This window comes from Streptomyces sp. TG1A-60 (genome assembly GCF_037201975.1).
GTDB lineage: Bacteria > Actinomycetota > Actinomycetes > Streptomycetales > Streptomycetaceae > Streptomyces.
On sequence record NZ_CP147520.1, the window covers coordinates 7,025,913 to 7,042,042 of the forward strand.

19 protein-coding genes and 1 pseudogene are annotated in these 16,130 nt (G+C 71.1%); 11 read left to right on the forward strand and 9 right to left on the reverse strand.

What is annotated here, in order from left to right; translation table 11 throughout:
* Positions 1–7: 7 nt before the first annotated feature.
* Positions 8–919: a LysR family transcriptional regulator gene (locus WBG99_RS30800; protein WP_338899455.1), complete on the forward strand. Its 912-nt coding sequence runs from the start codon at positions 8–10 to the stop codon at positions 917–919.
* A gap of 2 nt (positions 920–921) precedes the next feature.
* Here WBG99_RS30800 and WBG99_RS30805 read toward each other — a convergent pair whose 3' ends face one another.
* Positions 922–1,386: a pyridoxamine 5'-phosphate oxidase family protein gene (locus tag WBG99_RS30805; RefSeq protein ID WP_338899456.1), complete on the reverse strand. Its 465-nt coding sequence runs from the start codon at positions 1,384–1,386 to the stop codon at positions 922–924.
* A gap of 108 nt (positions 1,387–1,494) precedes the next feature.
* Here WBG99_RS30805 and WBG99_RS30810 point away from each other — a divergent pair, with 108 nt between their 5' ends.
* Positions 1,495–2,148, forward strand: a complete 654-nt coding sequence (locus tag WBG99_RS30810; protein WP_338899457.1) for a cysteine hydrolase — start codon at positions 1,495–1,497, stop codon at positions 2,146–2,148.
* A gap of 74 nt (positions 2,149–2,222) precedes the next feature.
* Here the strand turns inward: WBG99_RS30810 and WBG99_RS30815 are convergent, their stop codons facing one another.
* Entirely contained in the window at positions 2,223–2,702 is a 480-nt protein-coding gene (locus tag WBG99_RS30815) for a Rieske (2Fe-2S) protein (RefSeq protein ID WP_338899458.1), read from the reverse strand.
* Between the two features lie 157 nt (positions 2,703–2,859).
* Between WBG99_RS30815 and WBG99_RS30820 the strand changes: the two genes are divergently transcribed.
* The 7 genes from WBG99_RS30820 to WBG99_RS30850 all read left to right on the forward strand — a co-directional run bounded on the left by WBG99_RS30820 (position 2,860) and on the right by WBG99_RS30850 (position 9,034).
* A complete protein-coding gene (locus WBG99_RS30820; RefSeq protein ID WP_338899459.1) occupies positions 2,860–3,615 on the forward strand; it encodes a HipA family kinase in 756 nt (251 codons plus the stop codon).
* Positions 3,612–4,022, forward strand: a complete 411-nt coding sequence (locus WBG99_RS30825; protein WP_338899460.1) for a DUF3037 domain-containing protein — start codon at positions 3,612–3,614, stop codon at positions 4,020–4,022. The genes WBG99_RS30820 and WBG99_RS30825 overlap by 4 nt, the downstream gene beginning before the upstream one ends.
* Before the next feature lie 190 nt (positions 4,023–4,212).
* Positions 4,213–4,974, forward strand: coding sequence for a 3-oxoacyl-ACP reductase FabG (gene fabG, locus WBG99_RS30830; protein WP_338899462.1), 762 nt, complete (start codon positions 4,213–4,215; stop codon positions 4,972–4,974).
* 10 nt (positions 4,975–4,984) lie between these two features.
* The gene (locus WBG99_RS30835) at positions 4,985–5,752 is read left to right on the forward strand and encodes an SDR family oxidoreductase (RefSeq protein ID WP_338899463.1); all 768 of its coding nucleotides are present in this window, start codon (positions 4,985–4,987) and stop codon (positions 5,750–5,752) included.
* 187 nt (positions 5,753–5,939) lie between these two features.
* Positions 5,940–7,520, forward strand: coding sequence for an ABC transporter substrate-binding protein (locus WBG99_RS30840; RefSeq protein WP_338899464.1), 1,581 nt, complete (start codon positions 5,940–5,942; stop codon positions 7,518–7,520).
* A 132-nt stretch (positions 7,521–7,652) separates the two neighbouring features.
* Positions 7,653–8,336, forward strand: coding sequence for a uracil-DNA glycosylase (locus tag WBG99_RS30845; RefSeq protein ID WP_338899465.1), 684 nt, complete (start codon positions 7,653–7,655; stop codon positions 8,334–8,336).
* A gap of 176 nt (positions 8,337–8,512) precedes the next feature.
* Positions 8,513–9,034, forward strand: a complete 522-nt coding sequence (locus WBG99_RS30850) for a hypothetical protein (protein ID WP_338899466.1) — start codon at positions 8,513–8,515, stop codon at positions 9,032–9,034.
* A gap of 201 nt (positions 9,035–9,235) precedes the next feature.
* Here the strand turns inward: WBG99_RS30850 and WBG99_RS30855 are convergent, their stop codons facing one another.
* Together WBG99_RS30855 and WBG99_RS30860 are read right to left on the reverse strand one after the other, a co-directional pair.
* The gene (locus WBG99_RS30855; RefSeq protein WP_338899467.1) at positions 9,236–9,727 is read right to left on the reverse strand and encodes a hypothetical protein; all 492 of its coding nucleotides are present in this window, start codon (positions 9,725–9,727) and stop codon (positions 9,236–9,238) included.
* Positions 9,728–9,877: 150 nt separating this feature from the next.
* The gene (locus WBG99_RS30860) at positions 9,878–10,378 is read right to left on the reverse strand and encodes a DinB family protein (protein WP_338899468.1); all 501 of its coding nucleotides are present in this window, start codon (positions 10,376–10,378) and stop codon (positions 9,878–9,880) included.
* Positions 10,379–10,451: 73 nt separating this feature from the next.
* Between WBG99_RS30860 and WBG99_RS30865 the strand changes: the two genes are divergently transcribed.
* The gene (locus tag WBG99_RS30865; protein ID WP_338899469.1) at positions 10,452–11,357 is read left to right on the forward strand and encodes a Gfo/Idh/MocA family oxidoreductase; all 906 of its coding nucleotides are present in this window, start codon (positions 10,452–10,454) and stop codon (positions 11,355–11,357) included.
* Here WBG99_RS30865 and lnt read toward each other — a convergent pair.
* Together lnt and WBG99_RS30875 are read right to left on the reverse strand one after the other, a co-directional pair.
* Positions 11,281–12,843, reverse strand: a complete 1,563-nt coding sequence (lnt, locus tag WBG99_RS30870) for an apolipoprotein N-acyltransferase (protein ID WP_338899470.1) — start codon at positions 12,841–12,843, stop codon at positions 11,281–11,283. The genes WBG99_RS30865 and lnt overlap by 77 nt on opposite strands.
* Before the next feature lie 146 nt (positions 12,844–12,989).
* A complete protein-coding gene (locus WBG99_RS30875; RefSeq protein ID WP_338899471.1) occupies positions 12,990–13,484 on the reverse strand; it encodes a nuclear transport factor 2 family protein in 495 nt (164 codons plus the stop codon).
* Positions 13,485–13,666: 182 nt separating this feature from the next.
* Here WBG99_RS30875 and WBG99_RS30880 point away from each other — a divergent pair, with 182 nt between their 5' ends.
* Complete coding sequence (locus WBG99_RS30880; RefSeq protein WP_338900536.1) at positions 13,667–14,248, forward strand: DUF4291 domain-containing protein; 582 nt, start codon at positions 13,667–13,669, stop codon at positions 14,246–14,248.
* Between the two features lie 193 nt (positions 14,249–14,441).
* Here the strand turns inward: WBG99_RS30880 and WBG99_RS30885 are convergent, their stop codons facing one another.
* From WBG99_RS30885 to WBG99_RS30895, 3 genes and pseudogenes are all read right to left on the reverse strand, one after another.
* Positions 14,442–15,404 carry an expansin EXLX1 family cellulose-binding protein gene (locus tag WBG99_RS30885; RefSeq protein ID WP_338899473.1) on the reverse strand — a complete coding sequence of 321 codons (963 nt, stop codon included), beginning with the start codon at positions 15,402–15,404 and terminating at the stop codon, positions 14,442–14,444.
* A gap of 209 nt (positions 15,405–15,613) precedes the next feature.
* Positions 15,614–15,948: pseudogene (locus WBG99_RS30890) on the reverse strand (AAA family ATPase); the annotation flags it as partial.
* Positions 15,945–16,124, reverse strand: coding sequence for a hypothetical protein (locus WBG99_RS30895; RefSeq protein WP_338899474.1), 180 nt, complete (start codon positions 16,122–16,124; stop codon positions 15,945–15,947). The pseudogene WBG99_RS30890 and the gene WBG99_RS30895, both read right to left, overlap by 4 nt.
* Between the last annotated feature and the right edge of the window lie 6 nt (positions 16,125–16,130).

Sequence of the window (16,130 nt, forward strand, 5' to 3'; positions counted from 1 at the left end):
CACTTATATGTTGAACCTGGAGCGCCTGCGCACCCTCGACGCCCTCGCCCGGCACGGCTCGGTCAGCGGGGCCGCCGAAGGGCTGCACGTGACGACCTCGGCCGTCTCACAGCAGATGGCCAAGCTGGAGCGGGAGGTGGGGCAGCGGCTCCTCGCCAAGAACGGGCGCGGTGTGCGGCTCACCGACGCCGGGCGGCTGCTCGCCGACCATGCCGCGCGCATCCTGTCGCAGGTCGAGCTGGCGCAGTCGGACCTGGAGGCGCAACGGGGACAGGTCGTCGGCGAGCTGCGGCTGGCCGCGTTCCCCACCGCCGTCCGGGGGCTGTTTCCCACCGTCTTCCGCGCGCTGCGGGACGGCCATCCGGCGCTGCGCGTCCGCTCACGCGAGCTGGAACCCGAGCGCGCGATCAACGCGGTGGTCCGGGGCGATGTCGACCTCGCCGTCGTCCTCGACTGGTACAACAAGCCGCTGCCGGTGCCAGAAGGGCTCGCCAGGGCCGCGATCCTCGACGATCCGGTGGAGGTGGCGCTGCCCGAGGAGCACCCGCTCGCCGGCCGGGACGACATCGACCTGCGGGAGCTGGCCGACGAGCCGTGGGTCGTCTGGCCCGAGGGCGAGTTCTGCCACGAGTGGCTGCTCTACACGCTGCGCGCCCAGGGCATTGAGCCCCACATCGCCCACCGAGCCGGCGAGCACCACACCCAACTCGCCCTCGTCGCCGCCGGATTGGGCGTGTGCATCGCGCCCCGGCTCGGCCGCGACCCGATGCCGACCGGTGTGCGGACCGTGCCGGTGCGTCACCGGGTCCACCGCAGCGTCTACGCGGTGTGGCGCGCGGACGCCGACCGGCGGCCGTCGATCAGGGCCGCCGTGGAGGCGCTCAGGGCGGCGGGGGCCGCGTGCGGGACGTCGAGCTGACCCTACGACCCCAGCTTGCGGAAGTCCCAGGACGCGATCGCCTCCGGCGTCAGCCGCAGCCAGGCGTGCCTGCCGTCGTGCGGCATCTCGTCGATCCCGAAGTTCTTGCGGGCGAACAGCCGTTCCACCTCGACGAGTTCGGGGCGCGGCTCGCCCGTGCGCGGCGCCTCGCCGATGAACTCGACGCTCCCGGACAGCTCGACGCCGCGCAGTTCGCCGTACTCCCCGCCCGCGTCGACCACGACGGCGACGCGCGGATCGCGGCGCAGCGCGGACCAGCGTTTGCTGCGGGTGATCGAGTACAGCCAGAGCGAGGTGCCGTCCCAGAGGAACCAGAGCGGGCTGACGTGCGGCGCCCCGCCGGCCGAGACCGTCGCCACCCGGCAGGTCCGCTGAGCGCTCAGGAAGGCGTCCCGTTCGGCGGGCTCCATCATGATCTTCCGGCCCCGGCGCTGAGTGACGGTCATGGCGATCCCCTCCGCTGACGTGGCGTCAGAAGAGCATCGGGCGTCTTCCGTCCATGTGCAAGGGGCGATACGCTCGCGCGCCCCAGCGCCGACGCCGAGGGGGCCGTCATGCCGTCGTACGCGAGTGATTCGAAGAGGCACCGGGAGCTGGGCCGACTTCTCGATCCCGCCACCACCGTCCTGCTCACCGTCGAGTGCCAACGGGGCGTCGTCGGACCGGACGGCGCGTTGCCCGAACTCGCCCGGGAGGCCCGCTCCTCCGGGGCGCTGGCCCAAGTGGCCCGGCTGGTCGACGCGGCTCATGTGCATGGCGTACAGGTGCTGCACGCCATCGCCGAGCGGCGTCCCGACGGGCGGGGAGCCAACCGCAACGCCCGCCTGTTCCGCGCGGCGGAGCGGCTGCCCGTACGGCAGTTGACCGGCAGCGCGGCCGTATGTGTCGCGCCGCCCATCGAGGTCGCCGAGGAAGACCTGATCGTGCGGCGGCTGCACGGACTGTCCCCGCTGGCGGGCACCGACGTGGACGCGCTGCTGCGCAACCTGGGGTGCCGCACGCTGATCGTCACCGGCGTCTCGGCCAACGTGGCCGTCCCGAACGCCGTGTTCGACGCGGTGAACCTCGGCTACACGGTCGTCGTGCCCGGGGACGCCATCGCGGGGGTGCCTGCCGACTACACCCCCGCGATGACCCGCCACACCCTCGCGTTGGTCGCCACGGTCGTGACCACGGACGAGGTGCTGGCCTGTTTCGAACAGGGCTAGTGGTGGGAGGAGGGCGCCTGGCAAGCGTCGGGTCCGAACAAGCGTCGGTCCAACCCCATGCGCCCCGACCGACGTCAGGCCAGCATGATCGACTCTCCTGAGACGCTGACCTCCTTGGCGGGCAGCGCCTTCGTCGCCGGGCCGCTCTGCACGCTGCCGTCGGTGATCGAGAAGTTGCTGTTGTGGCAGGGGCAGTTGATCACGCCGTCGGCGATCGACTTCACCGCACACCCCTGGTGGGTGCACACCGAGGAGAAGGCCTTGTAGGTGCCCGCCTCCGGCTGGGTGACGACGACGCCCTCACTCTCGAAGATCTTGCCGCCTCCCTCGGGGATGTCCGAGGTCTTGGCGATCTCCTTGCCGGCCGCGTCGCCGCCGCTCGCGCTGCCGCTGCTCGCGTCGTCGCCCGCGTCGGAACCGGACGAGACCGAGCTCGACGAGTCGTCGTCCGACCCGCACGCGGTCAGCGCGACGGCGAGCCCCGCCACGCCGGCCGCGGTCATGACGGTGCGACGGGCCGGCTCGTGTGCGGGTTTGATCGTTTCGCTGGTCATGCTGACGATTCCTTCCGGTGATGCGTTCGCACTTTCGCCCATGAATACGAGGCGGCCGTGCTTGAACGTTCAGACAGGTTCCATATCTTGACGCGTCCCGGATCACAGCGGCGTCAAGAGGAGCTGTCGGTCTGCTGTCGGCCAGTAGCCTGGGGCAATGCTCAAGGAAGTCAGCGCGACCCGGTACATCGCGCCGTTGCGTGAGGGCGGCTCGTTGCCGGGGCTCGTCGAGGCCGACGACCGCGGGACGTACGTCCTGAAGTTCAGCGGCGCGGGTCAGGGCCGCAAGACGCTCGTCGCGGAGGTTGTCTGCGGTGAGCTGGCCCGGCGGCTCGGTCTGCGGGTGCCCGGTCTTGTGACCGTCGACCTCGACCCCGTCCTGGGTCTTGGCGAGCCGGACGAACGGGTGCAGGAGTTGATCAAGTCCAGTGGCGGCACCAACCTCGGGATGGACTTCCTGACCCGGGCGATCGGCTTCGACCCGCTCGCGTTCGAGGTGAGCCCCGAGGAGGCCGGGCGGATCCTCTGGTTCGACGCGCTGATCAACAACGTCGACCGCTCCTGGCGCAACCCCAACCTGTTGATGTGGCACGGTGAGCTGTGGCTCATCGACCACGGCGCCACCCTGATCTGGCACCACCACTGGCCCGGCGCCCGCACCTCCGCCGCCAAGCCCTACGACGCCTGCGACCACGCCCTCGCGCGCTTCGGCCCCGATGTCGCGGCGGCTGCCGCCGGGCTCGCGCCCCTGGTCACCGGGGAACTGCTCGCCGAGGTGACCGCCGAGATCCCGGACGTGTGGCTGAGGGACGAGCCCGGCTTCGAGACGCCGGACGCGCTGCGGCGGGCGTACGCGGAGCCCCTGCTCGCGCGGGCCGCCGGCATTCACGAACGTATCGAGGGGATCTGGTGAGCGACCGCTTCCTGGGCACCGGGGCGACCGGACAGGACGTCTACGAGTACGCGCTGCTGCGGGTCGTGCCCCGGATCGAGCGCGGCGAGTGCGTCAACGCGGGCGTCCTCGTGTACAGCCGCTCCCGGGCCCTCGTGGCCGCCCGCACCCACCTGGACGAGGCCAAGCTGCTCGCCCTGGACCCCGGGGCGGACGTGGTCGGCGTACGCGCCGCGCTGCGCGCCGTGGAGGGCGTGTGCGTCGGGGGAGAGGCGGCGGGTCAGGCCGCCCGCGACGACGCAGGGCGGCGGTTCCGGTGGCTCGTCGCACCCCGTTCGACGGTCGTCCAGGCGGGGCCCGTGCACACGGGGCTCACGGCGGATCCGGCGGCGGAGGCCGAGCGGCTGCTGGCTCTGCTGGTGAAGTGACGGACCGGTGAACACCCGACACGGACCTGTTCGAACGGTCGCCGGAGGGCCGGCGTCAGGGATCACACCTGGTGGAGCGTTGACACCGGGTGCCAGGACTTCTAGCGTCACGTGTGCTGAAGGTACTAAGCGGTCGCTCACCCAGTGGGGCGCCGCAGGAGCCGCATCCCAAGGGCGAGGAGAACCAGCAATGTCCACCACTGAGCAGCGTGTGGCCGTGGTCACCGGTGGCGCGCGCGGCATCGGCGCCGCGACCGCCGTACGACTGGCCGCCGAGGGGCGTGCCGTCGCGGTGATCGACCTCGACGAGGCCGCGTGCAAGGACGCCGTGGAGAAGATCACCGCCGCCGGCGGCAAGGCGCTCGCGGTCGGCTGCGACGTCTCCGACGAGGCCCAGGTCGAGGCCGCCGTCGCCCGGATCGCCGAGGAGCTGGGCGCCCCCACGATCCTGGTGAACAACGCCGGCGTGCTCCGCGACAACCTGTTGTTCAAGATGAGCGCGTCCGACTGGGACACGGTCATGAACGTGCATCTGCGCGGCGCCTTCCTGATGGCCAAGGCAGTCCAGAAGTACATGGTCGAGGCCAAGTTCGGCCGGATCGTGAACCTGTCCTCGTCGTCCGCGCTGGGCAACCGCGGTCAGGCCAACTACTCCGCCGCCAAGGCCGGTCTGCAGGGCTTCACCAAGACCCTCGCCATCGAGCTCGGCAAGTTCGGCGTCACCGTCAACGCCGTCGCGCCCGGTTTCATCGTCACCGACATGACCGCGGCCACCGCGGCCCGGGTCGGCATGGGCTTCGAGGACTTCCAGGCCGCGGCGGCCACGCAGATCCCCGTGCAGCGCGTCGGCAGGCCGGAGGACATCGCGGGTGCCATCGCGTACTTCACGGGCGAGGAGGCCGGATTCGTCTCCGGCCAGGTGCTGTACGTCGCCGGCGGACCGCTCAACTAGGGGATCGAACATGACTTCGGTGGAACTCCCCGAGCTTTCGGGCAAGGTCGCCCTCATCACCGGCGCCAGCCGCGGCATCGGTCACGGCATCGCCGAGGCCCTCGTCGCGCGCGGCGACCGGGTGTGCGTCACGGGCCGCAACGAGGACGCCCTCAAGGAGGCCGTCGAGAAGCTCGGCGCCGACCGCGTCATCGGCGTCGCCGGCAAGGCCCACGACGAGGCCCACCAGGCGCAGGCCGTCGAGCGCACCATGGAGGCATTCGGGCGCGTCGACTTCCTGGTCAACAACGCCGGTACGAACCCGGTGTTCGGCCCCATCGCCGACCTCGACCTGAACGTGGCGCGCAAGGTGTTCGAGACCAACGTCGTCTCCGCCCTCGGCTTCGCGCAGAAGACCTGGCACGCCTGGCAGAAGGACAACGGCGGCGCGATCGTCAACATCGCCTCCGTCGCCGGTGTCTCCGCGTCGCCGTTCATCGGCGCGTACGGCATCAGTAAGGCCGCCATGATCAACCTGACCCTGCAGCTGGCGCACGAGTACGCGCCGAGGGTGCGGGCCAACGCGATCGCGCCCGCCGTGGTGAAGACGAAGTTCGCGCAGGCCCTGTACGAGGGCCGGGAGGCGGAGGCCGCGGCGTCCTACCCGCTCGGCCGGCTGGGCGTGCCCTCCGACATCGGCGGCGCCGCCGCGTTCCTCACTTCCGAGCAGTCCGACTGGATCACCGGACAGACCCTCGTGGTCGACGGCGGCATCTTCCTCAACGCCGGGGTCGGCTGACCCGCTGCGGTGGGCGCCGGTGCATGGTTCACCACAGGCCTCCGGCGCCCGCCCGCGATCCTCACAGCGACTCGACACAGCCGTCACAGGCGGACCGGTCAGAGGCTCTGCCAGCCGGGCGGGAGTGGCGCGGGGGCCTGCGGTATCGTTCGGCCACTCTTGGTACGGCATTTCGAGGAGCATCCACGTGTTCAACCGGAACCGATACTTGCCGCCACTCGCGGTGATCGCGTCCATATCCATGGTGACCGGGTGTGGTGTGTTCTCCTCGGACGCCGCCGGAGACGCGGACCCCATCGTCGTGGGGACCACCAGTACGCCGAGCACCCTGGACCCGGCCGCCGCCTGGGACAGCTCCTGGGAACTGATGCGCAACGTGTTCCAGCCCCTGCTGAACTACAGCCCCGGCGGTGCCGAGCCCGAGCCGGACGCCGCCGAGAAGTGCGAGTTCACGGACAGCTCCAGCACGATGTACAGCTGCACGCTGCGCGAGGGACTGAAGTTCTCCAACGGGCACGCGCTGGACGCCAGGGCCGTCAAGCACTCGTTCGACCGGATCATGAAGATCAACGTCAACGGCGGACCCGCCGGTCTGCTGGGCACCCTCTCCCGGGTGCAGACGAAGGGCGACCGTGAGGTCGTCTTCCACCTCAGCCAGCCCGACGCGACCTTCCCCCTCGTGCTCACCACGCCCGCCATGTCGATCGTGGACCCCGCGGACTACCCGGCGGACAAGCTCCGCGAGGACGGGAAGATCACCGGGTCGGGGCCGTACAACCTCGCCTCCTACACCGAGGGCGAGAAGGCCGAGCTGGTGAGCAACGGGAACTACAAGGGCCTCGCGGAGCGCAAGAACTCCGGCGTCACGATCCGGTACTTCCCTCAGTCGGACGAGATGGTCAAGGCTCTCAAGAGCAAGGACATCTCGGTCGTCTATCGTGGTCTCGGTGCTGAGGACATCGTGGACATCCAGGCCAACCACGACGAGGAGGGGCTCCAGATCGTGGAGAACCCCACCACCGAGATCAGCTATTTGGTGTTCAACCCGAAGGACACCTGGGCCAAGAACCCCGCGGTCCGCAAGGCCGTCGCCCAGGTCCTCGACCGCCCGGCGCTCGCCCACAACGTCTACAAGGACACCGTCGAGCCGCTGTACTCCATGATCCCCCGGGGTCTGGTGGGTCACACGACGGGCTTCTTCGACGACTACGGCAACCCCAGCGCGACCAAGGCGAAGGCCATCCTCACCGAGGCGGGCATCACCGAAACGGTTCCTCTCACCCTCTGGTACACCTCCGACCGCTACGGTTCCCAGACCAAGCCGGCCTTCGAGGAACTAAAGCGGCAGCTGGAGGCGTCCGGTCTGTTCGAGGTCACGCTGAAGAGCCGCCCCTGGAAGACGTACTCGGAGGGCTACCAGAAGGGCGAGTACCCGGTCTTCGGGCGTGGCTGGAACCCGGACTTCAACGACGCCGACAACTTCATCGCGCCCTTCGTGGGCGAGCAGAACGCGCTCGGCACGCCGTACGACGCCCCCGAGATCACCGACGAACTGATCCCGGCGTCGCGCGCCGAGAGCGACCGCGGGGCCGTCGCCGAGGAGTTCGAGGAGGCCCAGCAGATCCTCGTGGACGACGCCCGGCTGATCCCGCTGTGGCAGGGCAAGGCGTACACGGCCGCGAACGAGGAGATCGCCGGTCTGGACCATGTCATCGACCCCGCGACGATGATGCTGATGTGGCAGCTGTCCTGGAAGACCAGCTGGTAGTTCCGGGGGAGGGGCCCGATTGTCAGTGGGCGCCGGTAGGTTCTGTGCTCTGACGACGGCCGCGTCCTACGCGGCCCTCCACGGCCGTATGTTCCGCGGCCGTGAAGTGAGCGCACACCGGAGGACGTTGACGTGACCGACATCGCCATGCTGCCCGAGTCCTGGCGCGGGGTCCTGGGGGACGAGCTGCAGCAGCCCTACTTCAAGGAACTCGCCGGGTTCGTCGAGGAGGAGCGTGCCAAGGGTCCCGTCCACCCTCCGCGCGAGGAGGTCTTCGCCGCACTCGACGCAACGCCGTACGAGAACGTGAAGGTGCTGATCCTCGGCCAGGACCCGTACCACGGTGAGGGCCAGGGCCACGGTCTGTGCTTCTCGGTGCGGCCTGGCGTGAAGACCCCGCCCTCGCTGCGGAACATCTACAAGGAGATGCAGGCCGAGCTGGGCACCCCGATCCCGGACAACGGCTATCTGATGCCCTGGGCCGAGCAGGGTGTGCTGCTGCTCAACGCGGTCCTCACGGTCCGTTCCGGTGAGGCCAACTCGCACAAGGGCAAGGGCTGGGAGAAGTTCACCGACGCCGTGATCCGCGCGGTGGCCGACCGCCCCGCCCCGGCGGTCTTCGTGCTGTGGGGCAATTACGCGCAGAAGAAGCTGCCGCTGATCGACGAGGAGCGGCACGTGGTGGTGAAGGGCGCGCACCCCTCGCCGCTGTCCGCCAAGAAGTTCTTCGGCTCGCAGCCGTTCACACAGATCAACGAGGCCGTCGCGAGGCAGGGGCACGAGCCGATCGACTGGACGATCCCGAACCTCGGCTGATTTGCCTCCGACCCACTCTCACCCGTCTGCCCGTGGGTACGGCTACGGGCTTGCCCGCTGTACGGCTGCCGGGGCGCCCCGGCAGCCGTACGGAGCCGCCTGACCGGGATCGGTGGTGCCTGCCGTTAGCGTCGGGACGGACAGGTGGGACAGGGGCGAGGAGTGCGGAGGACGCGGTGGTGGAGCGACAGGAGCAGGTGGCGCCGGACGCGATCACGACCCGGATCGGGCAGGCGGTCATGCTGCACCACGCGGGTGACCGCGAGGAGGCCCGGGACCGTCTCCTGAAGCTGTGGGCGGAGATCGGAGAGGACGGCGCCCCGTTCCACCGCTGCACGCTGGCCCACTACATGGCCGACACCCAGGACGACCCGGACGCCGAACTGGCCTGGGACCTCAGGGCGTTGTCGGCCGCCGGTGAGCTGACCGACGGCCGGGCGGCGGGGCACCGCGACGAACTCGCGGTGCGTGCCTTCTACCCCTCGCTGCACCTGAACCTCGCCGCCGACTACGCCAGACTCGCCCGCCACGACGCCGCCCGCAGCCACCTGCGCCTGGCACGCGCCGCGCTCGGCACACTGGGGGACGGCAGCCACGGCGACGGCGTCCGGACCGCCCTGGCGCGACTGGAGGCCCGGCTCGACGGGGCGGACCCGGCCGGGGGAGACACGCCGGGGCCGCCGGGACAGCGGTCCTAGTGCCGCCACCGGCAATGTTCGTCCCGTCGCGACGCCCGGCACGCCCTCTCGCCGCACCGGCCGAAAGCCCGAGTACGCCCAGTACGAGGACGCCCGGCCGGCACACCGAGAGCACGCACCGGACGCCGCTCCTTCACGGGGGAACATCGCCTGCCGCGGCACTGGCGCCGGGCCAGGCCCCGTGCCAAGGCGCGGGGCGTCTCAACGGCCGTACACGTCCTTGCAGACGGCCGCCTGCGGGGTGTCCTTGCCCCAGCCGCCGTACTTGTGGCCGAGCGCGCACACATCGGAGTTCTTCGGCGGTTCCGTCGGGACGGTCCTGGGGAGGGGTGGGACCTCGACGTGGGGCCGGGACCTGGGCGGCGGAGCCGGCCGCTCGGGCGGAGCCGGCCGCACGTCCGGGGGCGGGGGCGCGCTGGGCGTGGGTGTGGCGGCGGGAGCCGACGCGGCGGCCCCGGGCGTCATGGACGCGCTCGGCGTGGGGTCCCGGGGCGGGCCGATCAGTTCCAGTGCCTCCCGCGCCGGAGCCTGCACGATCTGTGTCTCGGTGGTGCCGTCCGGGCGGGGCTCGGACGGCGGGGACGGGGTGGGCGACGCCCCCGGCGGGGGCGGGTGTTGCGTGGTCACACAGCCGGCGAGGGCCGAGACGGCCACGGTGACCAGGAGCGTTGCGGTGGTGGTCGGTCGATGCACACGCGCAACTCTGCTGTGTCCGGGCCGCTTTGGGGAGGGGGTGGGCGGAGGATGCCCCCACACGGGTGACGTCGGGGCCCGACTGCGAACGCCGTGCGCCCCACGCGAGGGCCCCGGTGATCGCCTCCGTACGCCGGGATCCGCCTGCGCTCAGTACCCGGTGGCGCCGTCGATCCGCTCCCGGATCAGGTCGGCATGCCCGTTGTGCCGCGCGTACTCCTCGATCATGTGCGTGTAGATCCACCGCAGGCTCGGCGCCTCGCCCGCAAGCCTGTGCACGGCCTTGCCGACGTCGTCCAGGGCGAAGCCGTCCGCGTTGCGCCGGGCGATCACGATCTCCGCCTGCCAGGCGCCGTACGCCTTCTCCCAGGTGTCCCGCTCCGTCAGATGGAACTCCCCGTCCGGGTCCGCCTCGCTGAAGTGGATCGGCCCCTGGTCGTCGTCCACCAGCACCTTGCGGAACCAGATGCGCTCGACCTCCGCCATATGCCGGACGAGGCCCAGCAGGGACAGTACCGAGGCGGTTCTCAGCCGGGCGTCGTCCAGACCCTCGCACTTGATCGCGAGGGTCTCGCGGTGATGGTCGAGCCAGCCTTCGAGCATCGTCCGCTCGTCGGCGGTGACGGACGGTTGGGTGCGCTGGATCGTCATGCCGGCCGTCCTCGCAGCCCCCGTATGCTGCCGACGAGGCATTCTGACGGCACACCGCGGACGGGAGACCCCTGTGAAGGTCGGCTGCATCGGACTCGGCGACATCGCGCGGAAGGCGTATCTGCCGGTGCTCGGCACCCTGCCGGGGCTCGAACTCCATCTGCAGACGCGGACGCCGGCCACCCTCGCCACGGTCGCCGACGGTCTCCGTCTCCCACCGGGACAGCGGCACGCGGACCTCGACGCGCTGCTCGCCCAGGACCTCGACGCGGCCTTCGTGCACGCCTCCACCGCGGCCCACCCCGAGATCGTCGCGCGACTGCTGGAGGCGGGCGTACCGACGTACGTCGACAAGCCGCTCGCGTACGAACTCGCCGACTCCGAACGGCTCGTACGGCTCGCGGAGGAGCGGAACGCCGGTCTCGCCGTGGGCTTCAACCGGCGGTACGCGCCCGGGTACGCGCAGTGCGCCGACCATCCGCGCGAGCTGATCCTCATGCAGAAGAACCGCATCGGCCTGCCCGAGGTGCCGCGCACCATGATCCTGGACGACTTCGTCCATGTCGTCGACACCCTGCGGTTCCTGGTGCCGGGAGACGTGGAGGACGTGACCGTGCGGGGCCGGACCGAGAGGGGGCTGCTGCACCACGTCGTCCTGCAGCTCTCCGGGGCGGGCTTCACCGCGCTCGGTGTGATGAACCGGCTCAGCGGTTCGGCGGAGGAGATCCTGGAGGTCTCCGGACAGGACACCAAGCGCCAGGTCGTGAACCTCGCGGAGATCATCGACCACAAGGGGCAGCCGTCCATGAGGCGGCGCGGCGACTGGGTTCCGGTGGCCCGGCAGCGCGGCGTCGAGCAGGCGGTCCTCGCCTTCCTCGACGCCGTGCGCGCGGGCAAGGTGCTCAGCGCGCGGGACGCGCTGGCGACCCATGAGCTGTGCGAGCGGGTGGTGCGGGCGCTGGAGGATCCGCCCGCCTGAGCCGCACCGCCCGTACGCCGTCAAAGGCGCCCCACGCGAGAAGCACCAGCAGCGCCGTGTGCACCGGCCAGTCTCCGAAGCGGACGTACGGCGTCGTGCCGCTCGCCAGCGGCACTTCGTACACCGCCGTCGTGCTCTCGTCCGTGCCCAGCCAGGAGCCGACGCGCTCGCCGTCCGGGCCGTGGACGGCCGAGACGCCGGTGAGCGTCGCGTGCGCCATCGGGCGGCCCGTCTCGGCGGCCCGCAGCGCGGCCAGGGATGCGTGCTGCTCCGGTGCCCAGCTCTGCTGGAACGTCGAGGTCGCCGACTGTGCGAGCAGCAACTCGGCGCCCTCCTGGGCGAGATGACGGCTCATGTCCGGGAACGCGGACTCGAAGCAGACCATCGGGCCGATCCGCAGCCCGTTCCCGGAGTCGAACACGACCTGCTCAGTACCGCGCCTGCGGTCCTCGCCGGCCGCCTCACCGACCGAGGTGGCCCAGCCGAGGAGTGAGCGCGCGGGGATGTACTCGCCGAAGGGGACCAGACGCATCTTGTCGTAGCGGTCGCCGGTCGGGCCGTCGGGGCCGACGAGCACCGAACTCTTGTAGATGCCGGGGCGGTCGGAGCGGCGGGCGTCGACGTTCACGAGGATGTTCGTGTCCGTCTGCCGGGCCAGCGCGGCGATCCGGTCGGCGAGGTCGGACCGGTCGGCCAGGTCGAAGCCGACGCTGCTCTCGCCCCACACGATCAGGTCCAGGTTGTGCCCCGCGAGCCGTCGGGTGAGCGCCTCCTCGCGGGCGAACCGGTTGTCGGGGCCGTCGGTGACACCGGGCTGTACGACGGCGATCCGCACCTCGTCGCGGATGCCAGGGCGTGGCGACCACAGCCACACGGCCGAGGTCGCGAGGGCCGCCGCGACGAGACCGGAGAGCGCGGGCGCCCGGGACCGCCGTACCGACACCAGCACGGTGACCGCGGCGTTGACGGCCACCACCAGGAAGCTGATCAGCCAGACCCCGCCGACCGAGGCCAGCCGCAGCGCGGGCTCCACCTGCCACTGGCTCGACCCCAGCAGGCCCCACGGCCCGCCGAGCCCCTGCCAGGAGCGGACGAGTTCGATCGCCAGCCAGCCCGAGGGCACGACCAGCAGCGCGGCGGCGACCCGCCCGGGCGAGGGCGCACCGGCCAGGAACCGGCGCACCAGCCACGCCCAGGGCGCCCACAGCGCGCCCAGCAGGCCGGCCAGCACGAAGGTGAAGACATGCAGGTTCGGCAGCAGCCAGTGGTGCATGGCCAGCATGAAGCCGAAGCCGCCGAGCCAGCCGTCGCACACCGCCCGTCGGCCCGTCGGGGCCGTGCGGACCAGCAGCATCCACGGCACCAGCGCCACATACGCGAGCCACCACAGGCCGGGCGCCGGGAACGCCAGCACGGGCAGCGCACCGGCCATGGCGGCAGCCACCCGCCGCCGCCATGGGGAAGCGAGCCAGTCGGCCGTCCTCATACGGCGCCTCCCTCCCCGCTGGTGCGTCTCTCCAGTGTGCGCGCCGGAGACGATCTCCGACAGGGGGCGTGGGAGCGGCGGGGGTGGTGCGCTGGTCCGGACAGCGGTGCCGCGGTCCGGTCGGCGGCGGCCGGAGCGGAGAGCGGTCAGGCCGGGGAAGGGTGGTGGTCGGGCGTGAGGCCTTCCGGGGCGCGGCGCCATTTTTCCCGGACGACCACCTCGTGGACGCGCCAGCCGTCGGGTGTGCGGACCAGCGCGAAGGCGTAGCGACCGCCGCAGACGAAGTCGGGGGCCGTGGAGGCGCCGTCGTGTCCGGCGAAGCGCATCGGGTTGACGTAGTCCGCCTGGACCCGGGCGGTGTCGCCGGTGTCCTGCTCCAGGGACCCGAACCGCACGCGCCGGTTGACGATCAGATGCTGGCGCATCGGGAAGCGTTCCATACTCCGCGCCAGCCACTCGGCGACCTGGACGGCGTCGCCTTCGATGCCGCCGGCCGAGCGGTAGTCCGCGCGGCCGTCCGGCGCGAACAGTTCTCGGTACGCCGTCCAGTCGCCGTCGTCCACTGCCACCGCGTACTCGGTGATCAGGCCGTCGACGGCGAGTCGGTCCATCACGGTCGCGAGCTCCACGCGCTGCGTCATCGGCTCAGTGTTGGGGCAGGAGACGCGCCACGCCAAGGGGTGTGCGGGCAGATGGGGGATATGTCATGGGTCAGTCGGCCGATCACGGCACCGGGCTGTCGATATTCGGTGGCTCCCTGACACGGTGATGATCGAATCTGGTTGCCGTGAGTGAAACCGAACGTCAGCCGGCGACCGAGCCCATGTTCCGTGTCCGTGCCCGCCACACCGACGACACGGTGACCGTCTACCAGGCCTACCACCCGGGGATCGGCGGCCCCGCCGCGCGCGACGGCCGCTTCCCGGCGGCGTGGAAGCGGGACCGGATGACCTGGATCAAGCCGTCCTTCCTGTGGATGATGTACCGCTGCGGCTGGGGCCTGAAGGAGGGGCAGGGGACGGTCCTGGCCGTCGAGATCAGCCGCGACGGCTTCGCGTGGGCGCTGCGCAACTCCTGCCTCTCGCACTACGTGCCGAAGCTGCACGAGAGCCAGGCCGCCTGGAGGCGGGAGCTGCGCCGGTCGCCCGCGCGGGTGCAGTGGGACCCCGAGCGAGACCTGCGGCTCGGCCCGCTGCCGTACCGCTCGCTCCAACTGGGGCTGGCGGGGGAGGCGGCGGCCCGGTACGCGGACGAGTGGATCGTCGGCATCGAGGACGTGACGCCGCTCGCCAGGGAGGTCCACGGTCTCGTACGGGCGGGTGAGTCGGCCGCGGCGACCGCGCTGCTGCCCGAGGAGCGGCCGTATCCCGTCGCGGACGAGGTGCTGGCCCGTCTGCGTCGCTGACGGGGGAGATCGGTGAACACGCTCAGCGGCGGTGCCGGCGGTGCCGGCGGAGCGGCGAGCGGGCCTCGTTCTCCTCGTTCTCCTCGGTCGTGCGGAGCTTCGCCAGGCCGTGGCGGAGGATGCCGAGTCCCGCCGCAGGGCACCCTCAGCATGGGTCGGGACCACACGGTCACGCGCTCGGGAGCCTGTGCCGTCAGCGCGCGGCGAACTGGACTTGGGTCGACTGCACGACGTCCGGCCGTACCGCGATCCCCTTGACGGTCAGCTGCTCTCCGTAGATGTCGGTGATCCTGATCGTCCCGCCGCACGCGGTGCCCTGCTCGGAGAGGAAGTAGTTGTATTCGGTACGGGGGAGCCGCGTCCAGTCGCTGCCGTCACCGACTTCCAGCCGGGCGACCGGGTTGCGGTGGCCGATCACCTGGACGCCGCACCAGTACTGGCTGGACCCGGTCTTGTACCGGATGGAGAGCGTGTCGGCCGCGTCGGGGCTCAGCAGGTTCCAGGTGATCGGTATCTGACCGCGTGAAGGGTCGGCGAGCTTGGCGAAGGCCTGTGCGCTGAGGTCGAGTTGTCCGGGCTTGCAGGGCGACGGACACTCGTTGGTGATACGGACCGTGACGGAGGCGCCGCCCGCCGCACGGACCCTCACATACGCCCCGCAGGCCTGGGAGACCTCGTAGTCGGTGGTGTTCATCGCCGCGGTCATGACGTCGTCGCTCGGGCCGAACGAGCAGGCGCCGCTCTCGCCCGTCCCGGCGTCGTAGAAGGTGGCGACGCCTTCGTAGTCGACCCCGGGGCGGATACGTCCCGCCAGCGGAGCCGAGGCGGGTCCGGGCTGCCGGGTGCTCGCGGGCGTCGGTCGCGCGGACTCGGTGGTCGCGGCTGCCTCCGGGGTGGTCGGGAAGACCGACGGGGTCGGGGACTTCGAGGGCGTTGACGTCGGCTTCCGCTCCGGGGGCGTGGGCGGTGCGGTGGCCTTGGTGGTGGCGACGGGCTTGGTGCCCGCCTTCCCGGTGGCCTCGGCGTCGGGTCCGGCCTCGGGGTTGAACGCCATGACGAGGGACGCGGTCAGCCCGACGGCTGCCACGGCGGCGACGGAGACGACGGTGGTGCGCCGCTCGGGGCGGTGGGTGGAGCGGTGGGAACGGGGTGCCACGGTTGAGCCCTTCGAGTCCTGGCGTGGTGCGGGCGAGCGTGCCCGAGTACATGTGTGGTTCGTGTGGGGCCCGGGTGAAAGGAGCTTCCCACTCCTTGGTCGCCACCGGGTCCGCAAATGGTTGCCTTCGACGGCAGCGGGGCGGCGACAGAAGAAGTGTCGTGTCCGGTCACGGTGGTCACCGGTGGGAGCCGGGAGCCGGGGGTTCGCACGAAGAGGTCGAGACAGTCCCGCATCCGCCATTCCTTGCTCAGGACGTGTCCATGACGGCGTTGTTGCCCGCGGCGGCCATACCGGCGATCGCGCGGTGGTAGCCCCGCCAGGTGCGGTGGAGCAGGGTGGCGAGCCGTTCTGGCGGTATCTCCTGGCGCGTACGCATGGCGTGGAAAGCGTCGACCGGCATGTGGAAGTACGGCTCGTCCAGGACGCGCAGCAGCTCTGTCGCGATGCTCGATTTCCCCGAACTGGAGGTGCCGTTCAGGAAGATGATCAGGCCGCCGGGGGCGCGATGCTGCGCGTTTGTGCGGCGGCCCGCCGACGTCACGCGGCCTCGACGACGTCTCCGCGTATCGCCGCGGCCCACTCCACGACCAAGAGCTCGTACTCCGCCCGCTCCTGCGCCGACAGCGATCCGCCCGAACGCCGCCACAGCGCTCTGATCTGGTCGTTCAAGTCGGCGGCAGACCGCACGGAACCACAGACGATGGAATCGGGGGACATGCGGAC